The 25,835-nt window shown below is 62.6% G+C and carries 22 protein-coding genes; 18 read left to right on the top strand and 4 right to left on the bottom strand.

Translation table 11 applies throughout. The features are described from left to right. Positions 1 to 32: 32 nt before the first annotated feature. The 3 genes from dnaQ to BGI01S_RS03250 form a co-directional block, all read right to left on the bottom strand. Positions 33 to 767 (bottom strand): DNA polymerase III subunit epsilon, encoded by a 735-nt coding sequence (gene dnaQ / locus BGI01S_RS03240; protein ID WP_042322129.1) that lies wholly within the window; start codon positions 765 to 767, stop codon positions 33 to 35. An 80-nt stretch (positions 768 to 847) separates the two neighbouring features. Next, complete coding sequence (gene rnhA / locus BGI01S_RS03245; protein WP_042322131.1) at positions 848 to 1,297, bottom strand: ribonuclease HI; 450 nt, start codon at positions 1,295 to 1,297, stop codon at positions 848 to 850. Further along, positions 1,294 to 2,154 (bottom strand): class I SAM-dependent methyltransferase, encoded by an 861-nt coding sequence (locus BGI01S_RS03250; protein ID WP_042322133.1) that lies wholly within the window; start codon positions 2,152 to 2,154, stop codon positions 1,294 to 1,296. Before BGI01S_RS03250 ends, rnhA begins: the two co-directional genes overlap by 4 nt. Before the next feature lie 19 nt (positions 2,155 to 2,173). On the opposite strand from BGI01S_RS03250, the gene gloB reads away from it, so the two are divergent. The 7 genes from gloB to BGI01S_RS03285 all read left to right on the top strand — a co-directional run bounded on the left by gloB (position 2,174) and on the right by BGI01S_RS03285 (position 12,503). Continuing rightward, on the top strand, positions 2,174 to 2,965 hold the full coding sequence (gene gloB, locus BGI01S_RS03255; protein ID WP_042322136.1) for a hydroxyacylglutathione hydrolase: 792 nt from the start codon (positions 2,174 to 2,176) through the stop codon (positions 2,963 to 2,965). A 156-nt stretch (positions 2,966 to 3,121) separates the two neighbouring features. Next, a complete protein-coding gene (locus BGI01S_RS03260; protein ID WP_042322138.1) occupies positions 3,122 to 4,813 on the top strand; it encodes a transglycosylase SLT domain-containing protein in 1,692 nt (563 codons plus the stop codon). Positions 4,814 to 5,015: 202 nt separating this feature from the next. Further along, positions 5,016 to 6,257 carry an MFS transporter gene (locus BGI01S_RS03265; RefSeq protein WP_042322142.1) on the top strand — a complete coding sequence of 414 codons (1,242 nt, stop codon included), beginning with the start codon at positions 5,016 to 5,018 and terminating at the stop codon, positions 6,255 to 6,257. Between the two features lie 442 nt (positions 6,258 to 6,699). After that, positions 6,700 to 7,854, top strand: a complete 1,155-nt coding sequence (carA, locus tag BGI01S_RS03270) for a glutamine-hydrolyzing carbamoyl-phosphate synthase small subunit (protein WP_042322144.1) — start codon at positions 6,700 to 6,702, stop codon at positions 7,852 to 7,854. A gap of 236 nt (positions 7,855 to 8,090) precedes the next feature. Next, positions 8,091 to 11,345, top strand: a complete 3,255-nt coding sequence (carB, locus tag BGI01S_RS03275) for a carbamoyl-phosphate synthase large subunit (RefSeq protein WP_042322146.1) — start codon at positions 8,091 to 8,093, stop codon at positions 11,343 to 11,345. 151 nt (positions 11,346 to 11,496) lie between these two features. After that, the gene (greA, locus tag BGI01S_RS03280) at positions 11,497 to 11,973 is read left to right on the top strand and encodes a transcription elongation factor GreA (RefSeq protein WP_042322149.1); all 477 of its coding nucleotides are present in this window, start codon (positions 11,497 to 11,499) and stop codon (positions 11,971 to 11,973) included. 20 nt (positions 11,974 to 11,993) lie between these two features. Next, positions 11,994 to 12,503 (top strand): DUF4149 domain-containing protein, encoded by a 510-nt coding sequence (locus BGI01S_RS03285; RefSeq protein WP_042322151.1) that lies wholly within the window; start codon positions 11,994 to 11,996, stop codon positions 12,501 to 12,503. Between the two features lie 150 nt (positions 12,504 to 12,653). Here BGI01S_RS03285 and BGI01S_RS03290 read toward each other — a convergent pair whose 3' ends face one another. After that, complete coding sequence (locus BGI01S_RS03290) at positions 12,654 to 13,181, bottom strand: YhbY family RNA-binding protein (RefSeq protein WP_042322153.1); 528 nt, start codon at positions 13,179 to 13,181, stop codon at positions 12,654 to 12,656. Positions 13,182 to 13,372: 191 nt separating this feature from the next. Between BGI01S_RS03290 and BGI01S_RS03295 the strand changes: the two genes are divergently transcribed. From BGI01S_RS03295 to phoR, 11 genes are all read left to right on the top strand, one after another. After that, positions 13,373 to 14,035 carry an RlmE family RNA methyltransferase gene (locus BGI01S_RS03295; RefSeq protein WP_042322154.1) on the top strand — a complete coding sequence of 221 codons (663 nt, stop codon included), beginning with the start codon at positions 13,373 to 13,375 and terminating at the stop codon, positions 14,033 to 14,035. A 188-nt stretch (positions 14,036 to 14,223) separates the two neighbouring features. Beyond that, positions 14,224 to 16,113: an ATP-dependent zinc metalloprotease FtsH gene (gene ftsH / locus BGI01S_RS03300; RefSeq protein ID WP_006051983.1), complete on the top strand. Its 1,890-nt coding sequence runs from the start codon at positions 14,224 to 14,226 to the stop codon at positions 16,111 to 16,113. Positions 16,114 to 16,196: 83 nt separating this feature from the next. Further along, a complete protein-coding gene (gene folP, locus BGI01S_RS03305) occupies positions 16,197 to 17,096 on the top strand; it encodes a dihydropteroate synthase (RefSeq protein WP_042322618.1) in 900 nt (299 codons plus the stop codon). Between the two features lie 29 nt (positions 17,097 to 17,125). Beyond that, complete coding sequence (gene glmM, locus BGI01S_RS03310; protein WP_042322156.1) at positions 17,126 to 18,484, top strand: phosphoglucosamine mutase; 1,359 nt, start codon at positions 17,126 to 17,128, stop codon at positions 18,482 to 18,484. A gap of 393 nt (positions 18,485 to 18,877) precedes the next feature. Continuing rightward, positions 18,878 to 19,909, top strand: a complete 1,032-nt coding sequence (gene pstS / locus BGI01S_RS03315) for a phosphate ABC transporter substrate-binding protein PstS (RefSeq protein WP_042322158.1) — start codon at positions 18,878 to 18,880, stop codon at positions 19,907 to 19,909. Between the two features lie 169 nt (positions 19,910 to 20,078). Next, a complete protein-coding gene (gene pstC / locus BGI01S_RS03320; protein WP_042322162.1) occupies positions 20,079 to 21,080 on the top strand; it encodes a phosphate ABC transporter permease PstC in 1,002 nt (333 codons plus the stop codon). Further along, on the top strand, positions 21,077 to 21,973 hold the full coding sequence (gene pstA, locus BGI01S_RS03325; RefSeq protein WP_042322163.1) for a phosphate ABC transporter permease PstA: 897 nt from the start codon (positions 21,077 to 21,079) through the stop codon (positions 21,971 to 21,973). The genes pstC and pstA overlap by 4 nt, the downstream gene beginning before the upstream one ends. Before the next feature lie 17 nt (positions 21,974 to 21,990). Further along, positions 21,991 to 22,839 carry a phosphate ABC transporter ATP-binding protein PstB gene (pstB, locus tag BGI01S_RS03330; protein ID WP_042322166.1) on the top strand — a complete coding sequence of 283 codons (849 nt, stop codon included), beginning with the start codon at positions 21,991 to 21,993 and terminating at the stop codon, positions 22,837 to 22,839. Positions 22,840 to 22,867: 28 nt separating this feature from the next. Next, positions 22,868 to 23,572, top strand: a complete 705-nt coding sequence (gene phoU, locus BGI01S_RS03335; RefSeq protein ID WP_042322168.1) for a phosphate signaling complex protein PhoU — start codon at positions 22,868 to 22,870, stop codon at positions 23,570 to 23,572. Between the two features lie 26 nt (positions 23,573 to 23,598). Then, complete coding sequence (gene phoB / locus BGI01S_RS03340) at positions 23,599 to 24,300, top strand: phosphate regulon transcriptional regulator PhoB (protein ID WP_028199153.1); 702 nt, start codon at positions 23,599 to 23,601, stop codon at positions 24,298 to 24,300. A gap of 153 nt (positions 24,301 to 24,453) precedes the next feature. Beyond that, the gene (gene phoR / locus BGI01S_RS03345) at positions 24,454 to 25,767 is read left to right on the top strand and encodes a phosphate regulon sensor histidine kinase PhoR (RefSeq protein ID WP_042322169.1); all 1,314 of its coding nucleotides are present in this window, start codon (positions 24,454 to 24,456) and stop codon (positions 25,765 to 25,767) included. Positions 25,768 to 25,835 lie beyond the last annotated feature (68 nt).

Consider the following 25,835-nt stretch of genomic DNA (forward strand, 5'->3'; position numbering starts at 1 on the left):
TGTCAGGGATTTTCACACCCGTCTAGTCTTTTTTAAGCGATCTGCTCATTTTCTGTAGGAGCGGGTTCGAGGCGCCATACGCTCGTGCCTTTGACCGCTTTGTCGAGGCCGTCGAGCACCGCCTGGTGCGCGGCAACTTCGTCGTCGCTGGCGGCGATCACCAGCAGTTCCAGTGACTCGAGAGCGACACGCGGCGCATGCGCGTCGCCGCCGCCATGCGATTCGCCGAGCATGTCGATGACGAGGCTCTCCTGGCCGCGCGTCATCGCCAGATAGACTTCGGCGAGCAACTCCGAGTCGAGCAGTGCGCCGTGCAGCGTACGGTGCGCGTTGCTGATGCCGAAGCGGTCGCACAGCGCATCGAGCGAATTGCGCTTGCCGGGGAACATCTGCTTGGCGCGCGCGAGCGTGTCGATGATCTCGCCGCAGTAGGTGCTCACCTTCGGCAGGCCGAGCAGCGCGAACTCGGCATCGAGAAAGCCGATGTCGAACGGCGCGTTGTGGATGATCAGGTCCGCGCCCTGGATGAAGTCGCGAAACTGATCGGCGATCTCACCAAACTTCGGCTTGTCGCTGAGGAATTCCGTGGTCAGGCCGTGCACGGCCAACGCGCCCGGATCGCTGTCGCGTTCCGGGTTGATGTAGAAGTGCAGGTTGTTGCCAGTGAGCCGGCGGTTCACCAGTTCGACGCAACCGAGTTCGAGGATCCGGTCGCCGGTGCGGGCATTCAGGCCGGTGGTTTCGGTATCGAGAATGAGTTGACGCATGTCGGATTAGCCTGCCTCAGAAAATTGCAGCGAAGAAAAGAACGGCGAAGAGAGCGGCGCAGCGGTGTGCAACGCGGCGCTCATCCGATCTGCGCGAGCGACGCGACGCCACGATTGGCCAGTTGATCGGCACGTTCGTTTTCCGGGTGCCCGTTGTGCCCGCGCACCCAGCGCCATTCGATCTCGTGCTGCGCGACAAGCGCATCGAGCCGTTTCCACAGGTCGGCATTCTTCACCGGCTGCTTCGCCGCGGTGATCCAGCCTTTCTTCTTCCAGCCGTGAATCCATTCGCTGATGCCTTTCTGCACGTACTGCGAGTCAGTGTGCACGATCGCCTTGCAGGGGCGCTTCAGCGCTTCGAGCGCGGCGATCACGCCCATCAGCTCCATGCGATTGTTGGTCGTGTTGGCTTCGCCGCCGAACAGTTCCTTTTCCTGGTCGCCGAAGCGCAGCAGCGCACCCCAGCCGCCAGGGCCAGGGTTGCCCTTGCAGGCGCCGTCGGTATAAATGTCGATGAAATCGGGAGTCATTGAGTGTGGTTGCGTGTGTTCGGGGTGGCGGCGGGCGCGAGGCCAGGCGCAAGCACGGGTTTCTTCACTTTCAGTGGGCCGACGAGGCGCATGCCGCGCACGCGCTTGATCGCCTTGATCATGTAGGTGGCGCCGAAGATCGGCCACCAGCGGTCGCCGGCGGCTTCCATGAAGCCATAGCGGGCGAGCCACTGGTCGCTCGCAAGCGGCGGACGATAGCAGCCGAAGCGCCCGCGTTCAAGGTCGAAGCCCAGCAGCTTGATCCAGTCTTTCAGGCGCGTGAAGGCGATCAGATCGACGGCAGCGGGCACGAACGGCTTGCCGGTCACCTTGCCGACCGACTGCCGCGCGCCCCACAGCGACAGCGAGTTGAAGCCAAGAATGATGAGTTGCCCTTCGGGCATCAGTACACGTTCGGCTTCGCGCAGCAGCCGGTGCGGGTCGCTCGTGAATTCCAGCGTGTGCGGCATTACGATCAGATCGACGCTCTGTGCTTCGAACGGCAGATCCAGCAGGTCGCACCAGACCGCGCTGCGGCCGGCCGGCGCCGGCAGGCCCGTCGGGCCGGCTTGCGCCGCGCCTTGGGCCGCTCCACGGCGGGTGCCGGCATGCGCCGCGAGACCGCGCGGAAAAGTGTAGGGCGCGCTGGCCCCGCTCGCCGCGTCGAGCACGAGACCGCGGCACGGCATGCGGTTTTCGCGCAACGCATCGAGCTGCGGCAGGCCGAGTTGCAGCGCATGATAGCCGAACACGTCCGACACCACGCGGTCGAGCTGGGTCTGTTCCCAGTCGAGCACGTAGCGGCCAGGCGGTGAATCGGTCCAGGCGGGCCAGTCTATAATCGCTCGGTCAGTCATATCAAAGAATGCGTCGCCTATGAATGCGCTCGAGTACGTACCGGTCCCGGCGTTTGAAGACAATTACATCTGGGTCGTTTCCGACGGACACCATGCGGTCGTCGTCGATCCGGGCGAGGCCGCCCCCGTGGGTGCCTATCTGGCCAAACGCGGATGGCGGCTGAGCGCTATTTTACTCACGCACCATCACCAAGACCACGTCGGTGGAGTGGCCGATCTGCTGGATGGCCAGGGTGTGCCGGTCTACGGCCCCGCCGGTGAAGCGATCCAGCATCTCACGCACCGTCTCGAAAACGGCGGTCGCGTGACGATTGCTGCGCCCGCTCTCGAATTCAGCGTGCTCGACGTGCCTGGTCACACGAGCGGCCACATTGCCTATTTCCAGGCGGCGGACCCGCAGGGCACGCCGCACGTCTTTTGCGGCGACACGCTGTTCGCGTGCGGCTGCGGCCGGTTGTTCGAAGGCACGCCGAAGCAGATGCTCGCGTCGCTGGATGCGCTCGCCGCGCTGCCCGGCGCGACCGAGGTTCATTGCGCGCACGAATACACGCTGTCGAACATCCGCTTCGCGCTCGCCTGCGAGCCCGACAATGCCGAACTCCAGGCGTGGCGCGACAAGGCGGCCGAACTGCGGGGGCGCCACGTGCCGACGCTGCCGACCACCATCGCCCATGAGCGCGCCGTCAATCCGTTCCTGCGCGCGGACAATCCGGCGGTGCAAGCCGCGTTGCAGGAGCAGTTGCACGAAAAGGTGTCCGATCGACTGACGGCCTTCACGCTGATGCGGGAATGGAAGAACCGCTTCCGCTGATCCGCACCGCATTAGTCGCTCTTCACGCTAAAAATCGGAAAAATTCGCCAAGCCCAAGATTTCCTTGATTTTTTTACTAAGTTTCCGATTGACGTAAACGTTGCCGTTTCGTACTATCGGCTGCAAATTCCAGCCCTTGTGGAAGCCGAGACGTTCATGCGATTTATCTTCAGTGCGTTATTGGTTCTGACACTCGCCGCTTGCGCGAGTCAGGGACCGACAACGAGCAGTTCCTCCCACGCAACCAACCCCGCCACCCAGCAAGCCGTAGCCGACGCACTTCGCAGGACAGCCACCGCCAAGGAAACGATCAACGTAGACCAGGGTTCGGTCACGCAGTTGACGAGCTCGGACGCCGATCTGTGGGGCCGTATTCGCCGTGGTTTCCAGATGCCGGACCTGCAGACTGACCTCGTCGACATGCAGGCCAGTTGGTATGCGCAGCGTCCCGATTACGTGCAGCGCATGACCGAGCGTTCGCAGAAGTACCTGTACCACATCGTCGAAGAGCTCGAGGCGCGTCATATGCCGACCGAGCTCGCGCTGCTGCCGTTCATCGAGTCCGCGTATAGCCCGCAGGCGTTGTCGGTCGCGAAGGCGGCCGGCATGTGGCAGTTCATGCCGGGTACGGGCCGCACCTACAACCTCAAGCAGAACATGTGGCAGGACGAGCGCCGCGACGTACTCGCGTCGACCAGTGCCGCGCTCGACTATCTGTCGCGTCTGCATGACATGTTCGGCGACTGGCAACTCGCGCTCGCCGCGTACAACTGGGGCGAGGGCAACGTGCAGCGCGCGATCGCGCGCAACGAAGCGGCGGGCTTGCCCACCGACTACCTCAGCCTGCGCATGCCGAACGAGACGCGCAACTACGTGCCGAAGCTGCAGGCGGTGAAGAATATCGTGATGAACCCGCAGGTCTACGGGCTCACGTTGCCGTCGATTCCGAACCATCCGTATTTCGTCACGGTGACCACGTCGCACGATATCGACGTGGAGATGGCGGCGAAGCTCGCGAATCTCTCGCCGGATGAATTCCGCTCGCTGAACCCGTCGTTCAGAAAGCCGGTGATTCTCGGCGCGACGCAGCCGCAGATCCTGCTGCCGTTCGACAACGCCAGCGCGTTCGAGCGCAATCTGAAAACATATTCCGGCTCGCTGTCGTCGTGGACCACGTACACGGTCGACCAGCGCGCGACGCCGTCGGCGATCGCACAGAAGATCGGCGTCGACGCCGACACGCTGATGGAAGTGAACAAGATTCCGGCCGGCATGCGCCTGAAGCCCGGATCCACGATCGTGGTGCCGCGTGGTTCGGACGACGACGAGGACATCAGCGCGGACGTCGCCGAAAGCGCGGTGCTGGCAATGGAGCCCGACGTTCCCGATACCCGCAAGATGCTGATCCGCGTGCGCCGCAGTCAGTCGATGGCCGCAATCGCCGTGCGTTACGGCGTGTCGGTCGGTCAGTTGAAGGCATGGAACCGGACGCGGCGCGATCAGGTGTCGCGCGGCCAGGTGATCGTGCTGCACGTGCCGGTTGGCAAGGCCATGCCGAGCGAGCCGGGCCCCGAACGCATCGCGACCGACGTGCAAGGCGGCGGCGTCGAGAAGATCGGCACCCGCGTCGCGGACACGCGCAGCGAATCGAGATACGATAAGAAGAAGGGTCGTGGCCGGTACGTGATGAAGGTCTCCGAACCGGTAGCGAAAGTCAGCAAGCCGACGGCATCCAGCGCCAGCAAGGGCAAGGTGACCAAAGTGTCGGCTTCCACGTCCGGCAAGGCGTCGAAGGCCGCGGCAGAGAGCCGCCCGAAGACCGCGGCCAACGCGAAGAAGGGTAAGTAGACCAATAGCGGCTCCCACGGTAGTGACCACATGCGTTGCGGGGGCAGCGCGTGAATTGCGCTCCGATCACGCACCGTGTTTATTCCAACGCCGTCACCTGTGGTGACGGCGTTTTTCATTGCACGGACCATTGCGGGCGAATCTCGCGTATTTGCTTTATCTTTCGTGCTTTGGCCCATGTCGGCCGTTCTTCCCGAAGCTTATGTCGTCGACCCAACTGCGCGTCTTTCTGCTGTTTTCCGCGGGCTATTTCGTTTCCTACGTGTTTCGCGGCGTCAACCTCGGCTTCGCGCCGTTCATCACGCACGATCTCGGCTTGTCGGCCACCGATCTGGGTCTGCTGACCAGCCTGTATTTCCTCGGTTTCGCGGGCGCGCAGATTCCGGCCGGCGTGTTGCTCGATCACTTCGGCGCGCGCCGGGTGACCGCCGCCACTTTGCTTTTCGCCGCGTTGGGCATCTGGGTATTCGGCGCCGCGCAGAGCCTTGGCATGATGATGATCGGCCGCCTGCTGATCGGGGTCGGCGTGTCGGTGTGTCTGGGCGCCGCCTTCAAGGCGCTCGCGCAGCACTTCGCGACGGCGCGCCTGCCGCTGATGAACGGACTGGTGATGGCGATCGGCGGCTTCGGCGGCGTGATGGTGGGCTCGCCGCTGACGTGGGTGCTGGGCTTTGCGAGCTGGCGCGCGGTCTGCGTCGGGCTGGGTCTGCTGACCGTGCTGGTGGCGCTCGCGCAATGGACGCTCGCGCCGGACACGAAGGAAACCCATCACCAGGCGAGCCTCGGCACGCAGTTCAAGGGCACGCTGCATATTCTGCGCAGCGTGGCGTTCTGGAAAATCGCGTCGTTCTCGGTTGTCACGCAGGGCGTGTTCTACGCGATGCAGTCGCTGTGGGTGGGCGCGTGGTTGCGCGACGTGCAAGGCTTCGAGCCGCACGAGGCCGCCGCGCTGGTGTCGGTTCTCGGCTTCGCGATGATGGCCGGCTGCGTCGGTTTCGGCGCGGCGGCGCGCAATCTCGAGCGGCGCGGGATTTCGCTCTATGCGTTTTGCGGCATCGGCATGGCGCTGTACGTGTTGACCCAGTTGCTGATCATGTTCAAGGCGCCGCTGCCTGCCGGTCTGCTGTGGGCAGCGTATGGGATTTTCGGCGGCACGGGCATCCTCAGCTACGCGGTGATGGCCCGGCATTTTCCCGCCCAGATGATCGGCCGGGTGAACACCACGCTGACGCTGATTATTTTCCTGCTGATCTTCGGCTTCCAGATCGGCGTGGGCGCGGTTCTGTCGCACTGGCCGGCAAGCGGCGGGCATTATCCGCAGGTCGCGCATCTGAGCGCATGGGGGATTCTCGTGACGCTGCAGGTGTTGAGCGCGATCTGGTACGCGCTGCCGAGCCGGAAGACGGCGCGGCCGCCCGAGGCGCCTGTCGAGCAGGAGGCGTGAACCTGTCGCGGCCGGGGCCGCAAAGGCCGTGCGAATTGACCGGCGTTCTACCGAATCGCGTCGGGCAAATTTTGTTGGGCGGCTGCGGGCCTTGTCCAGCAAGGCTTTGAACGAGGCTGCGACGCGCATGCCCACGCCGGCCGGCCATCTCGGATTTGGACGGAATGGCGTTTTCAGGCTATAATTTCAAGGTTTGAGCTTATCAACCCGCACCCTAGCGCCTACCTCTCCCATACCGTTCATCCGCCGCGCGCCATTGGCGTAGCAAGAAGGGCCCCCGCAGCCAGCCGATCCGTCCACACAATGGATACGCCGCGCGCCTCTTGCAACGTCGCAGGCAGTACGCGAGCGAGTCTGCGCGCGCATCCCCTGGATGTGCTTCGCTGCGGCTCGCAGTCGGATAGGCTGGTCGGCAACAGGGTGTTCCCCCAAGGAGTCTCCCGTGTTGCCGTCATTTTCTCCCGCTCTGCTCGCGCTCGCCGACGGCACGGTCTTTCGTGGTTACTCGATCGGCGCCCCCGGGCATACCATCGGCGAAGTCGTGTTCAACACCGCTATCACCGGTTATCAGGAAATCCTGACTGACCCGAGCTACGCGCGCCAGATCGTGACCCTCACGTATCCGCATATCGGCAATGTCGGCGTGAACGCCGAAGATGTCGAAGCGACGAAAGTCCATGCCGCCGGCCTGATCATTCGCGATCTGCCGGTTCTCGCGTCGAACTTCCGCATGGAGCGTACGCTCCCGCAATACCTGCAGGACGAAGGCGTGGTCGCCATCGCCGGCCTCGACACCCGCATGCTGACCCGCGTTCTGCGCGACAAGGGCGCGCAGAACGGCGCGATCCTCGCTGGTTCGGACGACGAAGCCAAGGCCATCGAACTCGCCCGCTCATTCCCGGGTCTCTCGGGCATGGACCTCGCGAAGGTCGTGTCGACGAAGGAAACCTACGAATGGACCCAGACCGAATGGCGTCTGGGGACTGGCTACGGCAAGCAGAACGCGCCGAAATACCGCGTGGTGGCGTTCGACTACGGCGTCAAGTACAACATCCTGCGCATGCTGGCCGAGCGCGGCTGCCACGTCACCGTGCTGCCGGCGCAGGCTAGCGCGGCCGACGCGCTCGCGCTCAACCCGGACGGCGTGTTCCTGTCGAACGGCCCCGGCGACCCGGAACCGTGCGACTACGCGATCGCGGCGACGAAAGAACTGATCGAGCGCGGCATTCCGACCTTCGGCATCTGCCTCGGTCATCAGATCATGGGCCTCGCGGTTGGCGCAAAGACCATGAAGATGAAGACCGGTCACCACGGCGCGAACCATCCGGTGAAGGATCTGGACGACGGCCGCGTGGTCATCACGTCGCAGAACCACGGCTTCGCGGTCGACGCCGACACGTTGCCGGCCAACGCCCGCGCCACGCACGTCTCGCTGTTCGATGGCACGCTGCAAGGCTTCGCGCTGACCGACAAGCCGGCGTTCTGCTTCCAGGGGCACCCGGAAGCGTCGCCCGGTCCGCACGATATCGCTTATCTGTTCGACCGCTTCACTGCGTTGATGGACGCCCAGAAGGGCGGCAAGAGCGCGGCGGCGTAAGCTACGGCGGCTCGGCGCTGCGGGCTTGCCAGCAGAAGTAGTTTGGCAACCCGGCAGCGCGCACCTCGCTTGGCGATGAGCGCAAAAAGCGCAGCGCTCAGGGTGCGGAGGCACCGCGAGGCGAGCCGCCAGGAACAGCACACAGCAGCGCAAATGCAGCGCACAGCAAAGCGCGCGCAACGCAACACCGACGCGCGCCGACGGAAAGAATTCAGGAATACATTAGCGAGAGCGTTATGCCCAAGCGGACAGACATCAAGAGCATCCTCATCATCGGCGCGGGTCCGATCATCATCGGCCAGGCGTGCGAGTTCGATTACTCGGGCGCGCAGGCGTGCAAGGCGCTGCGTGAGGAAGGCTACAAGGTCATTCTCGTCAACAGCAATCCGGCGACGATCATGACCGACCCGAACACGGCCGACGTGACCTACATCGAGCCGATCACGTGGGAAGTGGTCGAGCGCATCATCGCGAAGGAGCGCCCGGACGCGATCCTGCCGACGATGGGCGGCCAGACCGCGCTGAACTGCGCGCTTGATCTCCACGGGCACGGCGTGCTGGAAAAGTACAAGGTCGAGCTGATCGGCGCGTCGCCGGAAGCAATCGACAAGGCAGAAGACCGCCAGAAGTTCAAGGACGCGATGACCAAGATCGGCCTCGGTTCGGCCAAATCGGGCACCGCGCATTCGATGGAAGAAGCGCTGGCGGTGCAGGCGGACATTGCTGCGCAAACCGGCAGCGGCGGCTATCCGGTCGTGATTCGTCCGTCGTTCACACTCGGCGGCTCAGGCGGCGGCATCGCGTACAACCGCGACGAATTCGAAGAGATCTGCAAGCGCGGTCTGGACCTGTCGCCGACGCGTGAACTGCTGATCGAAGAATCGCTGCTCGGCTGGAAAGAGTACGAGATGGAAGTGGTCCGCGATACCAAGGACAACTGCATCATCGTCTGTTCGATCGAAAACCTGGACCCGATGGGCATCCACACCGGCGACTCGATCACCGTCGCACCGGCGCAAACGCTGACCGACAAGGAATATCAGATTCTGCGTAACGCGTCGCTCGCGGTGCTGCGCGAGATCGGTGTCGACACTGGCGGCTCGAACGTGCAGTTCTCGATCAATCCGAAAGACGGCCGGATGATCGTGATCGAAATGAACCCGCGCGTGTCGCGCTCGTCGGCGCTCGCGTCGAAGGCGACCGGTTTCCCGATCGCCAAGGTTGCGGCCAAGCTGGCAGTTGGCTACACGCTGGATGAGTTGAAGAACGAGATCACCGGCGGCCAGACCCCGGCATCGTTCGAGCCGACCATCGACTACGTCGTCACCAAGATCCCGCGTTTCGCGTTCGAGAAGTTCCGCGAAGCCGATTCGCGCCTGACCACCCAGATGAAGTCGGTCGGCGAAGTGATGGCGATTGGCCGCACTTTCCAGGAGTCGTTCCAGAAGGCGCTGCGCGGTCTCGAAGTCGGCGTCGACGGTCTGGACGAAAAGACTGATAACCGCGACGAGATCATCCGCGAGATCGGCGAAGCCGGTCCGGATCGCATCTGGTACGTGGGCGATGCGTTCCGCGTCGGCATGACGGCCGCAGAAATTTTTGAAGAGACCGCGATCGACCCGTGGTTCCTCGCGCAGATCGAACAGATCGTCCTGAAGGAAAAGGCGCTGGCCGGCCGCACGCTCGCGAGCCTCTCGAAGGAAGAACTGAAGTACCTGAAGCAGAGCGGCTTCTCGGATCGTCGTCTCGCGAAGCTGCTCGGCGCGAAGCCGGCGGAAGTGCGTCAGCGCCGTATCGAGCTGAACGTGCGCCCGGTGTACAAGCGCGTCGACACCTGCGCGGCCGAGTTCGCGACGAAAACCGCGTACATGTACTCCACGTACGAGGAAGAGTGCGAAGCGAACCCGACCAACAACAAGAAGATCATGGTACTGGGCGGCGGCCCGAACCGGATCGGTCAGGGCATCGAGTTCGACTACTGCTGCGTGCACGCCGCGCTCGCGATGCGCGAAGACGGCTACGAAACGATCATGGTCAACTGCAACCCTGAAACCGTTTCGACCGACTACGATACGTCCGATCGTCTGTACTTCGAATCGCTGACGCTGGAAGACGTGCTCGAAATCGTCGACAAGGAAAAGCCGGTCGGCGTCATCGTGCAATACGGCGGTCAGACGCCGCTGAAGCTCGCGCTCGATCTCGAGGCGAACGGTGTGCCGATCGTCGGCACGTCGCCGGACATGATCGACGCCGCCGAAGACCGCGAGCGTTTCCAGAAGCTGTTGCAGGACCTCGGCCTGCGTCAGCCGCCGAACCGTACCGCGCGCGCCGAAGACGAAGCGCTCAAGCTCGCCGACGAAATCGGCTACCCGCTGGTGGTGCGCCCGTCGTACGTGTTGGGCGGCCGCGCGATGGAAATCGTGCATGAGCCGCGCGACCTCGAGCGCTATATGCGCGAGGCCGTGAAGGTGTCGAACGACTCGCCGGTGCTGCTCGACCGCTTCCTGAACGACGCGATCGAATGCGACGTGGATTGCATTTCGGATGGCGAAGCCGTGTTTATCGGCGGCGTGATGGAGCACATCGAACAGGCGGGCGTGCACTCCGGCGACTCGGCTTGCTCGCTGCCGCCGTATTCGCTGTCGAAGGAAACCGTCGCCGAACTCAAGCGTCAGACCGGCGCGATGGCGAAGGCGCTGAACGTGGTCGGCCTGATGAACGTGCAGTTCGCGATTCAGCAGGTCCCGCAGGCGGACGGCTCGAAAGAAGACATCATCTACGTGCTCGAAGTGAATCCGCGCGCATCGCGCACGGTGCCCTACGTGTCGAAGGCGACCAGCCTGCCGCTCGCGAAAATCGCGGCGCGCGCAATGGTGGGCCAGAAGCTCGCGCAGCAAGGCGTGACGAAGGAAATCGTTCCGCCGTACTTCAGCGTGAAGGAAGCCGTGTTCCCGTTCGTTAAGTTCCCGGCAGTCGACCCGGTGCTCGGACCGGAAATGCGTTCGACCGGTGAAGTGATGGGCGTGGGCCAGACGTTCGGCGAGGCGCTCTTCAAGTCGCAGCTCGCGGCTGGCTCGCGTCTGCCTGAGTCGGGCACGGTGCTGCTGACCGTGATGGACGCCGACAAGCCGAAGGCCGTCGAAGTCGCGCGCATGCTGCACGAACTCGGTTACCCGATCGTCGCGACCAAGGGCACGGCCGCCGCGATTGAAGCGGCCGGCGTGCCGGTGAAGATCGTCAACAAGGTGAAGGACGGCCGTCCGCACATCGTCGATATGATCAAGAACGGCGAGATCGCACTCGTCTTCACGACGGTCGACGAAACCCGCGCCGCGATCGCCGATTCGCGTTCAATTCGCATGAGCGCGCAGGCGAACAAGGTCACGTACTACACGACGATGTCCGGCGCGCGGGCCGCCGTGGAAGGTTTGCGCTATTTGAAAGACCTCGAAGTCTATGATTTACAAGGGCTCCACGCTCGCCTAAACTAAGGCTTCGAATACCTGTCCAAGATGTAAGTGCCGCGGTTAAGCGGCGTTCCGCAGGTGCTGTGTGCCGGGTTTTGCCCGGAACGCTGGCTCCCGCGGAATGCACTTAACCGCGGTGATTTTTTTTACGGCTGTTTTTTGCATAGAGTTGTTTATGAGCACTGTTCCATTGACGAAGCGCGGCGCGGAAATGTTGCGCGATGAATTGCAGCGCCTGAAATCGGTTGAGCGTCCCTCGGTGATCAATTCGATCGCGGAAGCGCGTGCACAGGGCGATCTGTCGGAAAACGCGGAATACGACGCGGCGAAGGAAAAGCAGGGCTTTATCGAAGGCCGGATTGCCGAGATCGAATCGAAGCTGGCCGGTGCGCAAGTGATCGACCCGTCGCAAGTGGAAGCCGACGGCCGCGTGGTGTTCGGCGCGACGCTGGAACTGGAAGACCTGGAGTCGGGCGCGTCGGTCAAATATCAGATCGTCGGCGACGACGAAGCGGACATCGACCACGGTCTGATCTCGATCAGCTCGCCGATCGCGCGCGCATTGATCGGCAAGTCGGAAGGCGACGTTGCGTCGGTGCAGGCGCCGGGCGGCGTGCGCGAATACGAAATCATCGCGGTCAGCTACGTTTGAGGGTGGCCCGGGAGTCCCAAATGCCACATCGATTGTTCCGTCTTCTGACGGTGGTGTGGGTCGGTAGTCTGCTGACTATCGGCTATGCCGTCGCTCCCGTGCTGTTCACGTCGCTCGACCGGATCGCCGCGGGTGCGGTCGCAGCGCAGCTCTTTCGTATCCAGGGCGTGGTGGGCGTGGTGTGCGGTGTTCTGCTGCTGGGTCTTGCCAATCTGCTCGTTCGCCGCGGCAGCGAGTCTTATCGCCAGTTGCGCTGGTTGATTGCTGGGATGCTGGTATGCGTGCTGGTCGGTTACTTCGCGTTGCAGCCGTTCATGAATGCGATGCGCGAGGCCGCGCTCGAAGCAGGCAGCGACGTGGGGCATTCGGTTTATGCGACGCGCTTCGGCATCCTGCACGGCGTGTCGAGTCTGTTCTATTTGATCGAAAGCCTGCTGGGCGTGGCGCTCGTGTGGAAGCTGCCTGCGAGCATTGGTGGGTCGGCGGCGGAGCAGGATGCTCACGATGCCGCGGGGAAGGTGACTGGCTGAAGAGGGGTCGAGGCAGAGAGTGCCTTGCCTGCGGGTGGGTTCTTATGATGCTTGGGGGATGCTCGGGCGCTTGCCGGGGCATACAGCTTCCGCCCCGAGTCAGCAGAGTTTCAGGTCAAGGTGCGGACCTCGCCGCACCTCTTGTCCCGCTTACTTCGACGACTGATGTGAGCGCTTCGCGCTAGTTTGACGCTTCTTCGCGCGCTTGATGTTGCCGCCTTGCGTCACGCGTTCATTGCCGCGCACCACGACCGCTTTCGCCTTCGGCTTGCGCATCGGAATTTCGCTGGGTTTCACGACCGTGACGACGCGTGGCGCGCGACCCTTGCCCGGTTTGGCTTCGACAGCCGCTTCGCGGGCGCTCGGCAGCGCGCCGCGCTTTGCCTTCACCGCGGGTTGAGCCGATTCCGGCTTCCAGATCACCAGCAGCTTGCCGATGTGCTGGATCGGCGCGGCGTTCAGTTTGTCGCAGATCTCTTCGTAGATCGCGATGCGCTCTTCGCGTTCGTCGCCGAACACGCGGATTTTGATGAGCTGATGAGCGCCAAGGTGGACCTTGATCTCGGAGAGCACAGCGTCGGTCAAGCCTTCGGCGCCGACGAGCACGACCGGTTTGAGCGCATGTGCCTGGGAGCGCAACTCGGCGCGTTGGTCGGAAGAGACTTTGAGGGCTGGCATGGAAAGTGGGAGACTCGACTAAAATGGCGGCACCTGCGTTCCCGGGCGATTTGCTCGATCGGGTCGATTCAACAGGGCGGCGCGTCAGAACAACAGAATCGCGGATGACCGTCAGTTAGACGGTGGCCGCGCGAATTAACCGCGTATTATCCCCTAAAGCGCGTCACCACGCAGCAAGAGTTCAATCTTTAATGGCAAAAAACAAGTTCAACACCGCGTGGCTGCATGACCACATCAACGATCCCTACGTGAAAATGGCGCAGCGGGAGGGCTATCGCGCCCGCGCAGCCTACAAGCTCAAGGAAATCGACGAACAGGACAAGCTGATCCGGCCGGGGCAGGTCATCGTCGACCTCGGCTCCACGCCGGGCAGCTGGAGTCAGTACGCGCGCAACAAACTCGCTAAAGGCTCGCAGCGCGACGCCGAACGCGAGGGCGGGATCGACGGTACGATCATCGCGCTGGATTTGCTGCCGATGGAGCCCGTGGCCGATGTCCATTTCATTCAGGGCGACTTCCGCGAGGACTCGGTGCTGGGCCAACTGGAAGAATTGGTCGGAGAACGCCAGGTTGACCTTGTAATTTCGGATATGGCGCCCAACCTGTCGGGAGTGGCGGTGGCGGATGCCGCGCGAATCGAGCACTTATGCGATCTCGCGCTGGAATTTTCGCAAAATCACCTGAAACCGGATGGTGCCCTTTTAGTCAAATGCTTCCACGGCAGCGGTTATAGCCAGATTGTCGAAAAGTTCAAGCGTCAGTTCAAGGTGGTGGCGGCCCGCAAGCCGAAAGCGTCGCGGGACAAATCGTCAGAAACGTTTATTTTGGGTAAGCATCTCAAGCGGTCCGCATAGGGCCGCTGTAGAACGGTTCAGCCTCTGCCGATAAATGCTCATGGCGCCGGAAATCGGCGCTTTAATGGCGCGCTACGCTATTTCTGTGGTAGCGAAACCTTATGGCAGGGGTCTGCGGACTGGATTAGAATGCTTTCGTGGTGCCGCAAGGCAAATGTAGGCGCCCGTCTAAGTGAAGGAGTGGTGCTTTGAACAACAATATGTTTTCGAAGGCAGCAGTGTGGCTGGTTATCGCACTGGTGCTGTTTACGGTGTTCAAGCAGTTCGACAAGCCCCGTGTCCAGGAAGGCGTTTCCTATTCGCAGTTCATGGACGACGCGAAGAACGGCAAAGTCAAGAACGTTATTGTCCAGGGGCGGAACCTCACGGTCACTCCAGCAGACGGCCAGAAGTACCAGATCGTGTCGCCCGGCGACATCTGGATGGTCGGCGATCTGATGAAGTATGGCGTTCAGGTGAGCGGCAAGGCTGACGACGAACCCAATGCGCTGGTGTCCGCGCTGTATTACCTCGGGCCGACGATCCTGATCATCGGCTTCTGGTTCTACATGATGCGACAGATGCAGGGGGGCGGCAAAGGCGGGGCCTTCTCGTTCGGTAAGTCGCGCGCGCGTCTGATCGACGAGAACAACAACGCAATCAATTTCACCGATGTCGCCGGTTGCGACGAAGCCAAGGAAGAAGTCTCCGAACTGGTCGATTTCCTGCGCGACCCGCAGAAGTTCCAGAAGCTGGGTGGGCGTATTCCACGCGGCGTGTTGCTGGTCGGCCCTCCGGGAACCGGTAAGACGCTGCTGGCGCGGGCTATCGCCGGCGAAGCGAAGGTGCCGTTCTTCAGCATCTCCGGGTCGGACTTCGTCGAAATGTTCGTCGGTGTCGGTGCGGCTCGTGTGCGCGATATGTTCGAGCAGGCCAAGAAGCACGCTCCGTGCATCGTGTTCATCGACGAAATCGACGCGGTCGGCCGCCATCGTGGCGCTGGCATGGGCGGCGGTAACGACGAACGCGAGCAGACGTTGAACCAGATGCTGGTCGAGATGGACGGCTTCGAAGCGAACTCGGGCGTCATCGTGATCGCGGCAACGAACCGTTCGGACGTGCTCGACAAGGCGCTGCTGCGTCCGGGCCGTTTCGACCGCCAGGTGTATGTCGGCCTGCCGGATATCCGCGGTCGCGAACACATCATGAAGGTTCACCTGCGTAAGGTGCCGATTTCGAACGACGTCGACGCGGCAGTGATTGCACGCGGCACGCCTGGCTTCTCCGGTGCCGATCTCGCGAACCTGGTGAACGAAGCCGCGTTGTTCGCGGCTCGCCGTGGCAAGCGCATCGTCGAAATGACGGACTTCGAAGATGCGAAGGACAAGATTTTCATGGGTCCGGAGCGCAAGTCGGCGGTGATTCGCGAAGAGTCGAAGCGCGCGACGGCTTACCACGAATCGGGCCATGCGGTGATCGCCAAGCTGTTGCCGAAGGCCGATCCGGTGCACAAGGTCACGATCATTCCGCGCGGCCGTGCGTTGGGCGTGACGTGGCAGTTGCCGGAGCATGACAACGAAACGTACTCGAAGGACTACCTGCTCGATCGTCTCGCGATCCTGTTCGGTGGCCGGGTGGCTGAAGAGTTGTTCCTGAACCTGATCAGCACGGGCGCGTCGGACGACTTCAACAAGGCGACGCAAACGGCGCGTGCGATGGTGGCTCGCTTCGGTATGACGGACGCGCTCGGACCGATGGTCTACGTCGACGACGAAAACGACGCAACGCCGTTTGGCCGTGGTTTCACGCGGACCATTTCGGAAGCGACGCAGCAGAAGGTCGACGCCGAAATCCGCCGCGTGCTGGACGAGCAGTACAATCTCGCGAAGCGTCTGCTGGATGAAAACCGCGACAAGGTCGAAGCGATGACCGCCGCACTGATGGAGTGGGAAACGATCGACGCCGATCAGATCAACGACATCATGGCTGGCCGTCCGCCGCGCTCGCCGAAGAGCTCGCCGCCGTCGGCAAGCGACGCCTCGTCGGGCGGCAGCCCGGGCACCGAGGTCAAGCCGGGCAGCGCAACCGCGCCGGCCTGATAGGCGACCAGTAGAAAGTGCGGGCCGGTGTGTTTCACACCGGCCCGTTTTGCATTTATCCGTTTTACGTGAAGCATTGCTACGTGTCGAAAGCCGATCTATCTTCCCCTCCCATTCCTGAGCCGCTGCAGTGCGGCCGCTTCAAACTGACCTTTGAACGCCCGTTGGTCATGGGCATTCTGAACGTCACGCCCGATTCTTTTTCCGACGGCGGCAAATACGCGATGCGCGGCGATGCGCTACGCCAGGCGGAGCGCATGATGCTCGACGGCGCGGACATCATCGACATCGGCGGCGAATCGACGCGCCCCGGCGCGCCGCCGGTGCCGCTCGACGAAGAACTGGAGCGTGTGATTCCGCTCATCGAGCAGTTGCGCGGGGCGAATGTGCCGTTGTCTGTCGATACGTACAAGCCGGAAGTGATGCGTGAGGCATTGAGCGCGGGCGCCGATCTGATCAACGATATCTGGGGCTTCCGGATGCCCGGCGCGATCGACGCTGTACGCGATAGCGCATGCGGGCTGTGTGTGATGCATATGCTCGGTGAGCCGCAGACCATGCAGCTCGGCGAGCCCGCCTACGTGGACGTCGTGAGCGAAGTCCGGCGCTTCCTGGAGGAGCGGGTGGCTACGCTGCAGCAAGCGGGGATTGCGCGTGCACGTATCAGCGTCGACCCGGGTTTCGGCTTCGGCAAGTCGGTGATCGAACATAACTACGCGCTGCTCGCGGATTTGCCGGACACCGCACCGCGAGCCGTGCCGCCGTATCCGATTCTCGCGGGCATGTCGCGCAAGTCGATGGTCGGCGCGGTGGTCGGGCGCCCGGCTGCGGAGCGCGTCGCCGGTAGTGTTGCCGCCGCAGTGTGCGCGGCCGAACGGGGTGCTGCAATTTTGCGCGTGCATGATGTCCCGCAAACAGCAGATGCATTGAAAGTATGGGCAGCCATGCGCGACGCGGCGAATCGCGGCCGCGCGCGCGGTTGAACCCACAGCAAACGAGGGAGAGAAAAAACATGGCACGTCGTTACTTCGGAACGGACGGGATTCGGGGCAAGGTCGGCGAAGGGCCCATTACGCCGGAATTTGTGCTGCGGCTCGGCTATGCAGCCGGCAAAGTGCTCGCGGGCGCGGATCGCTGGGCCAAATCGGGCGCGCGGCCGACGGTGCTGATCGGCAAAGACACGCGCGTGTCGGGCTACATGCTTGAAGCCGCATTGGAGTCGGGCTTTTCGGCGGCTGGCGTCGACGTGATGCTGGCGGGCCCGATGCCGACGCCTGGCATCGCCTATCTGACACGCGCGCTGCGGCTTGCCGCGGGCGTGGTCATCAGCGCTTCGCACAATCCGTACTATGACAACGGCATCAAATTCTTTTCCGCCGACGGCAACAAGCTGCCGGACGAAGTGGAAGCGCAGATCGAAGAGCAACTCAATCTGCCGCTTGCCTGTGCGGCATCCGAGCAGCTCGGCAAGGCGCGGCGCCTCGACGACGCGGCCGGACGCTATATCGAGTTCTGCAAGAGCACGTTCCCGGCGGCGTTCGACCTGCGCGGCATGAAGCTGGTCGTCGATTGCGCGCACGGCGCCGCGTACGACGTCGCACCGCACGTTTTCCACGAACTCGGCGCCGAGGTGATTCCGATCGGTGTGTCGCCGAACGGCTTCAACATCAACGACGGCGTCGGCGCCACTGCGCCGGACGCGCTGGTGCGCGCGGTGCGTGCGAATCACGCGGACCTCGGTATCGCGCTCGACGGCGACGCCGACCGTCTGCAGGTGGTGGACGCGGCGGGCCGCCTGTATAACGGCGACGAGCTGCTGTACGTGCTGGTGAAGGACCGCATCGCGACCGACGGCAAGGTCGTAGGCGCGGTCGGCACCTTGATGACCAACATGGCGGTCGAGGTCGCGCTGCAGGAGGCGGGCGTGAAGTTCGTCCGCGCGGCGGTGGGCGATCGCTATGTGCTCGAGCAACTGCGCGAACACGGCTGGCAACTCGGCGCGGAAGGCTCCGGCCATATTCTGTCGCTGGACCGCCATTCGACCGGCGATGGCATCGTCTCCGCGTTGCTCGTGCTGGCGGCGATGCAGCGTAGCGGGAAATCGCTCGCCGAGCTGCTCGACGGCGTCACGCTGTTCCCGCAGAAGCTGATCAATGTGCGCATGAAGCCGGACGCGGACTGGAAGGGCAGCGATGCGATTCGCCGTGCGATCGGCCACGCCGAGAGTGCGCTGAATGGCCGCGGCCGCGTGCTGATCCGCGCGTCCGGCACCGAGCCGGTGTTGCGCGTGATGGTCGAGGCTGAGAATGTCGACGACGCTGTGCGCCATTCGGAAGCGATTGCCGACGCGGTCAAGCAAGCCACGGCGTAGGCCAGTTCTTTAGAGCACGCGGCGAGGCGATCGGATATCGTCCCGCCGCGTGCCGTTTTAGCCACCAACTCCGGCACGGTAACCAACCGCCATGAACGCGGCCAAATAAATATCAAACCCGCCCAACCCTAGCTCTCTTTACGCCGCCCGCCTCATCTCCGGCGCAGCCCGCTTCACCCCCACGTAAACGTTCACATCCGATCTTTTTCACCTAATCTCGCTAGAGTACGGTCCGACGTCGCAACGCCGTCGATTTATTCGTCCCTGCACCTTTCATTCGGTAATGCCACTGTCACGCCCGCTTCACGGTTAGTCACGTTACTGTCACAAAGAGGCCCTAAGCTTCGCGGTGTTCGTGTTACTCGCTCACACCGCTCACACCTTGGAGGTCTCATGAAATTGATGCAAACCGTGTTCGCTGGCGTCGCTGGCGCGCTTTTCGCGATCGCCGCGCAAGCCGCAGACATCACCGGCGCGGGCAGCACCTTCGCAGCACCGATCTACACGAAGTGGGCCGACGCCTATCAGAAGTCCGGCGGCGGCAAGGTGAACTATCAGGGTATCGGTTCGTCGGGCGGCGTGAAGCAGATCGTCGCGAAGACTGTCGACTTCGCCGGTTCGGACGCTCCGCTGAAGGACGACGAACTCGCCAAGGAAGGCCTGTTCCAATTCCCGACCGTGGTCGGCGGCGTGGTGCCGGTCGTCAACGTGCCGGGCGTGAAGCCGTCTGAACTGGTGCTGTCGGGTGAAGTGCTCGGCGACATCTATCTGGGCAAGATCAAGAAGTGGAACGATCCTGCGATCGTCGCACTGAACCCGAAGCTGAAGCTGCCGGACACCGACATCGCCGTGGTTCGCCGCGCCGACGGTTCGGGCACCAGCTTCATCTGGACGAACTACCTGTCGAAGGTCAACGCGGACTGGAAGTCGAAGGTCGGTGAAGGTTCGACGGTCAACTGGCCGACCGGTACGGGCGGCAAGGGCAACGACGGCGTCGCAGCCTTCGTGCAACGTCTGCCGGGCGCAATCGGCTACGTGGAATGGGCGTACGCGAAGCAGAACCACATGACGTACGTCGCGCTGAAGAACTCGTCGGGCACGGTGGTCGAGCCGAAGACGGACACCTTCAAGGCAGCGGCAGCGGGCGCGGACTGGTCGAAGTCGTTCTATCAGATCCTGACGAACGAGCCGGGTAAGAACGCATGGCCGATCGTCGGCGCGACCTTCGTGCTGCTGCACACCGCGCAGGACAAGCCGGCGCAAGGCACGGAAACGCTGAAGTTCTTCGACTGGGCGTTCAAGAACGGCACGCAGGCCGCGAACGATCTGGACTACATCTCGCTGCCGGATTCGGTCGTGTCGGAGATCCGCACGCAGTGGAAGTCGAAGGTGAAGGACGCTGCGGGCAAGTCGATCGCCGACTAAGCTCTCGGTAAGCAACAGCATCGTGTAACACGTTGGCCGTCCTCATGTGAGGGCGGCCAACGGCATTACCCCAGGCATTAATCAGGGCTTCGATCCGGCATCAACCCAAGCTTCACCGGCCGCACGACACGTGTCATACGGCAACTGGAAACAGGTCCATCAGGCTCTCATGTCCGATATCCATTTAGCGTCCGGCGCCAGCAGGGCCAACCCGCCCGGCAGCACGTCGCAGCAGAAGGCGCCCAGCCGCGCCGGCGACGTGATCTTCGGCGGCCTGGCTCGCCTCGCCGCCATCATTACGTTGCTACTGCTCGGCGGCATCATCGTTTCGCTGATCATCGCCTCCATGCCGTCGATCAGGGAGTTCGGTCTGAGCTTCCTGTGGACCGCCGAGTGGGATCCGCCAAGCAAGCAATTCGGCGCCCTGGTGCCGATTTACGGCACGATCGCCACGTCACTCATTGCGCTCATCATCGCGGTGCCGGTCAGCTTCGGCATCGCGCTTTTCCTGACCGAACTCGCGCCTGCATGGCTGCGCCGGCCGCTCGGCATCGCGATCGAACTACTCGCCGCGATCCCGTCGATCGTGTACGGCATGTGGGGCCTGCTGGTGTTCGCGCCAATCTTCGCGACGTGGTTCCAGAAGCCGCTCGGCGCGGTGCTCGGCGGCATTCCATTCGTCGGTGCGCTGTTTCGCGGGCCGCCGATCGGCATCGGCATCCTGTGCGCGGGCGTCATCTTGGCGATCATGATCATTCCGTACATCGCATCGGTGATGCGCGACGTGTTCGAAGTCACGCCGGTGCTGCTGAAGGAATCGGCGTACGGCATCGGCTGCACGACGTGGGAAGTGATGTGGAAGATCGTGCTGCCCTTCACCAAGAGCGGTGTGATCGGCGGTGTGATGCTCGGTCTGGGCCGCGCGCTCGGCGAGACGATGGCGGTCACGTTCGTGATCGGCAACACCAATCTGCTCGACAACATCTCGCTGTTTTCACCGGGTAACAGCATCACGTCGGCGCTCGCCAACGAATTCGCGGAAGCGGATCCGGGCCTGCACACATCGGCGCTGATGGAACTCGGCCTGATCCTGTTCGTGATTACTTTCATCGTGCTGTCGATTTCGAAATTCATGCTGCTTCGCCTCGAGAAAGGGGAGGGCGCGAAATGAGCCAGTCCGCTCTGAACATGCCGGGTTCGAACGACGCCGCCGCGCTCGAAGCGATGCGCGTGCGTCTGCAAGGACGCCGCCGCATGAAGAACGCGCTCGCGCTGACGATGTCGCTCGCGGCGATGGCCTTCGGTCTGCTGTGGCTCGTGTGGATTCTCTATACGACGCTGCGTCTCGGTATCGGCGGTTTGTCCATCGAGCTGTTCACGCAGTCGACGCCGCCGCCGAATACCGACGGCGGCGGTCTCGCGAATGCGATCGTCGGCAGCGTGATGCTGGTCGGCCTCGCCACGTTCGTCGGTACGCCGATCGGTATTCTGGCGGGCGTCTATCTCGCCGAATACGGCCAGAAAGGCTGGCTCGCGAACCTCACGCGCTTCATCAACGACATCCTGCTGTCGGCGCCGTCGATCGTGATCGGTCTGTTCGTGTATGCACTGGTGGTCGCGAAGATGGGTCACTTCAGCGGCTGGGCCGGCGTGTTCGCGCTCGCGCTGCTGCAGATTCCGATCGTGATCCGCACCACCGAAAACATGCTGAAACTGGTGCCGAACGCGCTGCGTGAAGCGGCCTTCGCACTCGGCACGCCGAAGTGGAAGATGGTGCTGTCGATCACGCTGAAGGCGTCGATTGCGGGCATCGTCACCGGCGTGCTGCTGGGCGTCGCGCGGATTGCCGGCGAAACCGCGCCGCTGCTCTTCACGGCGCTGTCGAATCAGTTCTTCTCGATGAACATGGGTCAGCCGGTCGCGAATCTGCCGGTCACGATCTACAAGTTTGCGATGAGCCCGTTCGCGCAATGGCAATCGCTCGCGTGGGCCGGCGTCTTCCTGATCACGCTCGCGGTGCTGGGACTGAACATCCTCGCGCGCACGATCTTCTCGAATAAGTAAGGGCGGAGTGTAATCCGATGAATATGGCAGAAACTCAACTCAATCCGATCGCGCGTCCCACCGCGCCCGCCGGTTTCGATCCCGCCCAGAGTGGCCAGGCGTCGTCGCCGTCGCGTCCGAAAATCGAGGTCAACGACCTGAACTTCTTCTACGGTAAGTACCACGCGCTGAAGAACATCAACCTGCAGATTCCCGAAGGCAAGGTGACCGCGTTCATCGGTCCGTCGGGCTGCGGCAAGTCCACTTTGTTGCGCACGTTCAACAAGATGTACGCGCTCTATCCGGAACAGCGCGCCGAAGGCGAGATTCTGATGGACGGCGAAAACCTGCTGACCTCCAAGCGCGATATCTCGCTCTTGCGCGCGCGGATCGGCATGGTGTTCCAGAAGCCGACGCCGTTTCCGATGTCGATCTACGACAACATCGCGTTCGGCGTGAAGATGTTCGAAACGCTGCCGCGCTCGGAGATGGACGACCGCGTCGAATGGGCGCTCACCAAGGCCGCGTTGTGGAACGAAGTGAAGGACAAGCTCGGCCAGAGCGGCTACGGTTTGTCGGGCGGCCAGCAGCAGCGTCTGTGTATTGCGCGCGGCATCGCGATCCGTCCGGAAGTGCTGCTGCTCGACGAGCCGTGTTCGGCGCTGGACCCGATTTCGACGGGCCGCATCGAAGAATTGATCGCCGAATTGAAGAGCGATTACACGGTGGTGATCGTCACGCACAACATGCAACAGGCGGCTCGCTGTTCGGACTACACTGCCTATATGTACCTTGGCGAACTGATCGAATTCGGCGACACCGAAAAGATCTTCATCAAGCCGGTCCGCAAGGAAACTGAAGACTACATCACGGGCCGCTTCGGCTAATTCGCCGGGCAAAACAACGGAGTACGACATGTCCGATAAACATCTGTCCAGCCAGTTCGACGCCGACCTGAACCTGGTTTCGTCGAAGGTGCTCGAAATGGGCGGCCTCGTGGAATCGCAGATCGTCAACGCCATGCAGGCGCTCAACGAGTTCGACCTCGATATCGCCGAACAGGTGATCGCCGCCGAAGACCGTCTGAACAAGATGGAAGTGGAAATCGACGAGGAATGCAGCAACATCATCGCGCGCCGTCAGCCGGCCGCGCGTGACCTGCGCCTGTTGATCGCGATTTCGAAGACCATCACGAATCTCGAACGCGCCGGCGACGAAGCCGAAAAAATCGCCAAGCGCACCAAGCGTCTGATGGAAGATGGCGCATCGCGCACCATCAATATCGCCGAGATCAAGCTGTCGGGCGAAATGGCGGTGTCGATCCTGCGCCGCGCGCTGGACGCGTTCGCGCGTCTCGACACGGTCGCCGCCGCACAGATCGTGCGCGACGACAAAGCGATCGACGAAGAATTCCGCGCGTTCGTGCGCAAGCTGATCTCGTACATGACCGAAGATCCGCGCTCCATTTCCGTGGGCCTCGACTTTCTGTTCATCGCGAAGGCGATCGAACGGATCGGCGACCACGCGAAGAACATCGCCGAATTCATCATTTACATCGTGAAGGGCACCGACGTGCGGCACAAGTCGCGCGACGCGCTCGAACGCGAAGCACTCAGTTAATCCAGAGAAAAGGACCAGAGGTGCCGATGCCCAGCAGCATTCTCGTCATTGAAGATGAGCCCGCCATTTCCGAACTGATTTCGGTCAATCTTCAACACGCCGGACACTGCCCGATTCGCGCGTACAACGCGGAGCAGGCGCAGAACCTGATCAGCGACGTACTGCCCGACCTCGTCCTGCTCGACTGGATGTTGCCGGGTAAATCGGGTATCGCGTTCGCTCGCGATCTGCGCAACAACGAGCGCACGAAGCACATTCCGATCATCATGCTGACCGCGCGCGGCGATGAGCAGGACAAGGTGCTCGGTCTCGAAATCGGCGCGGACGACTACGTCACCAAGCCGTTCTCGCCGAAGGAATTGATGGCGCGCATCAAGGCGGTGTTGCGCCGTCGCGCGCCGCAGTTGACCGAAGACCTGGTCGCGATCAACGGCCTCAAGCTCGACCCGGCGACGCACCGCGTGGCCGCGCATGCGGAAGGCAGCGAGATCAAGCTCGATCTCGGCCCGACGGAATTCCGTTTGCTGCACTTCTTCATGACGCATCCGGAGCGCGTGCATAGCCGTACGCAACTGCTTGATCAGGTGTGGGGCGATCACGTGTTCGTCGAGGAGCGCACGGTCGATGTGCACATCAAGCGCCTGCGCGCGGCGCTCAAGCCGGCCGGGTGCGATGCTATGATTGAAACGGTGCGCGGCAGCGGCTACCGGCTCGCGAAGAGCGCGTGAGGGTGCCTGATTCGTTGGCGGCGCGTGTGTCCGCGTGCCGCTCGTGCTGTTTGGCTTCATATCGGTAGCCCACGACACCCGCGTCAGTTTCGCAACACCAGGCGCCGCCGCATTCACTGCGGCGCGCGTGTTTTTCTCTTCGATCGCTAGACCATGAACATCATCTGGGCGCGCTCCATCGTGTCGGTCGTGCTGCTGGCTGTTCTGTGCGCGGTGGTCGGCGCACTCGTGAACATCAAGGCAGCACTCGTTCTTGCGATCGTCATGCTGCTTGCACAGAGCACCTTCAGCACCTTTCATAAACAGCGCCTGTGGCGTCTGCTCGACGCGCCGGTGTATGGCGAAGTACCGAGCGCGCCAGGCATCTGGGGCGAAATCTACTATCGTCTGCACAAGCTCGCGAAGCGCTGGCACGCGCAGGTGCGCCAGGTCGAGCAGCAGCACTCGCGTTTCATCCAGGCGATCCAGGCGTCGCCGAACGGTGTTGCGATGCTCGACGATCACGATCAGATCGAGTGGTGCAACGCGATCTCGGAGAGCCACTTCGGCCTCGATGCGAAGCGCGATTTGCGTCAGCACATCACGCATCTGGTGCGTCATCCCGACTTCGTCCGCTATCTGAACTCGCACCGGTACGAAGAAATGCTGATCATGCGCGGCATGGGCGACAAGCGCCAGAACGTGCTGTCGGTGCAGGTATTTCCTTATGGCGAGAATCGCAAGCTGGTGTTGTCGCAGGACATTACCGAGCTGGAACGCACCGACGCGATGCGGCGCGACTTCGTCGCCAACGTCTCGCATGAACTGAAGACGCCGCTCACCGTGCTGTCCGGTTTTCTGGAGACGATGCGCGAGTTGCCGTTGAGCGAGGCCGAGCGCTCGCGCTATCTCGAACTGATGGAGCAGCAGGCGTCACGCATGCGCCATATCGTCAGCGATCTGCTGGTGCTCGCGAAACTCGAAGGCGACAACAAGCCGCCGAGCGACCAGATGATCGACATGCGTGCGGTGCTGCGGCATCTGCGCGACGATGCGCAGAGTCTGTCGAGCGACCACCACAGGATCGTGTTCGACGCCGACGAAGGGCTGACCGTCACAGGCGTGGAAACCGAAATACTCAGCGCGCTCGGCAACCTCGTGACGAACGCGATTCGCTACACGCCGGACGGCGGCGCGATCAAGGTGCACTGGCATGCGCAAGGCGGGCATGCGGTGTTCTCCGTCACGGACAGCGGGCTGGGCATTCCGGCCGCGGATATTCCGCGATTGACCGAGCGTTTCTATCGCGTCGACCGCAGTCGTTCACGTGACACCGGCGGCACGGGGCTGGGACTCGCGATCGTCAAGCACGTGCTGCAGCGACACGATGCGCAACTCGACGTGAAGAGCGAGGAGGGGCGCGGTAGTACCTTCACCGTGCGCTTTCCGGTGTATCGCACCGCGCGCCGGCAACCTGCGCCGGTTTGACTACAGCTCGATCAAAGCGTCGGAATGAAAAAACCGCCTGAAAACAGGCGGTTTTTTTACGCGTGTCG

The sequence above is a fragment of the Paraburkholderia ginsengisoli NBRC 100965 genome, assembly GCF_000739735.1.
Taxonomy (GTDB): Bacteria; Pseudomonadota; Gammaproteobacteria; order Burkholderiales; family Burkholderiaceae; genus Paraburkholderia; species Paraburkholderia ginsengisoli.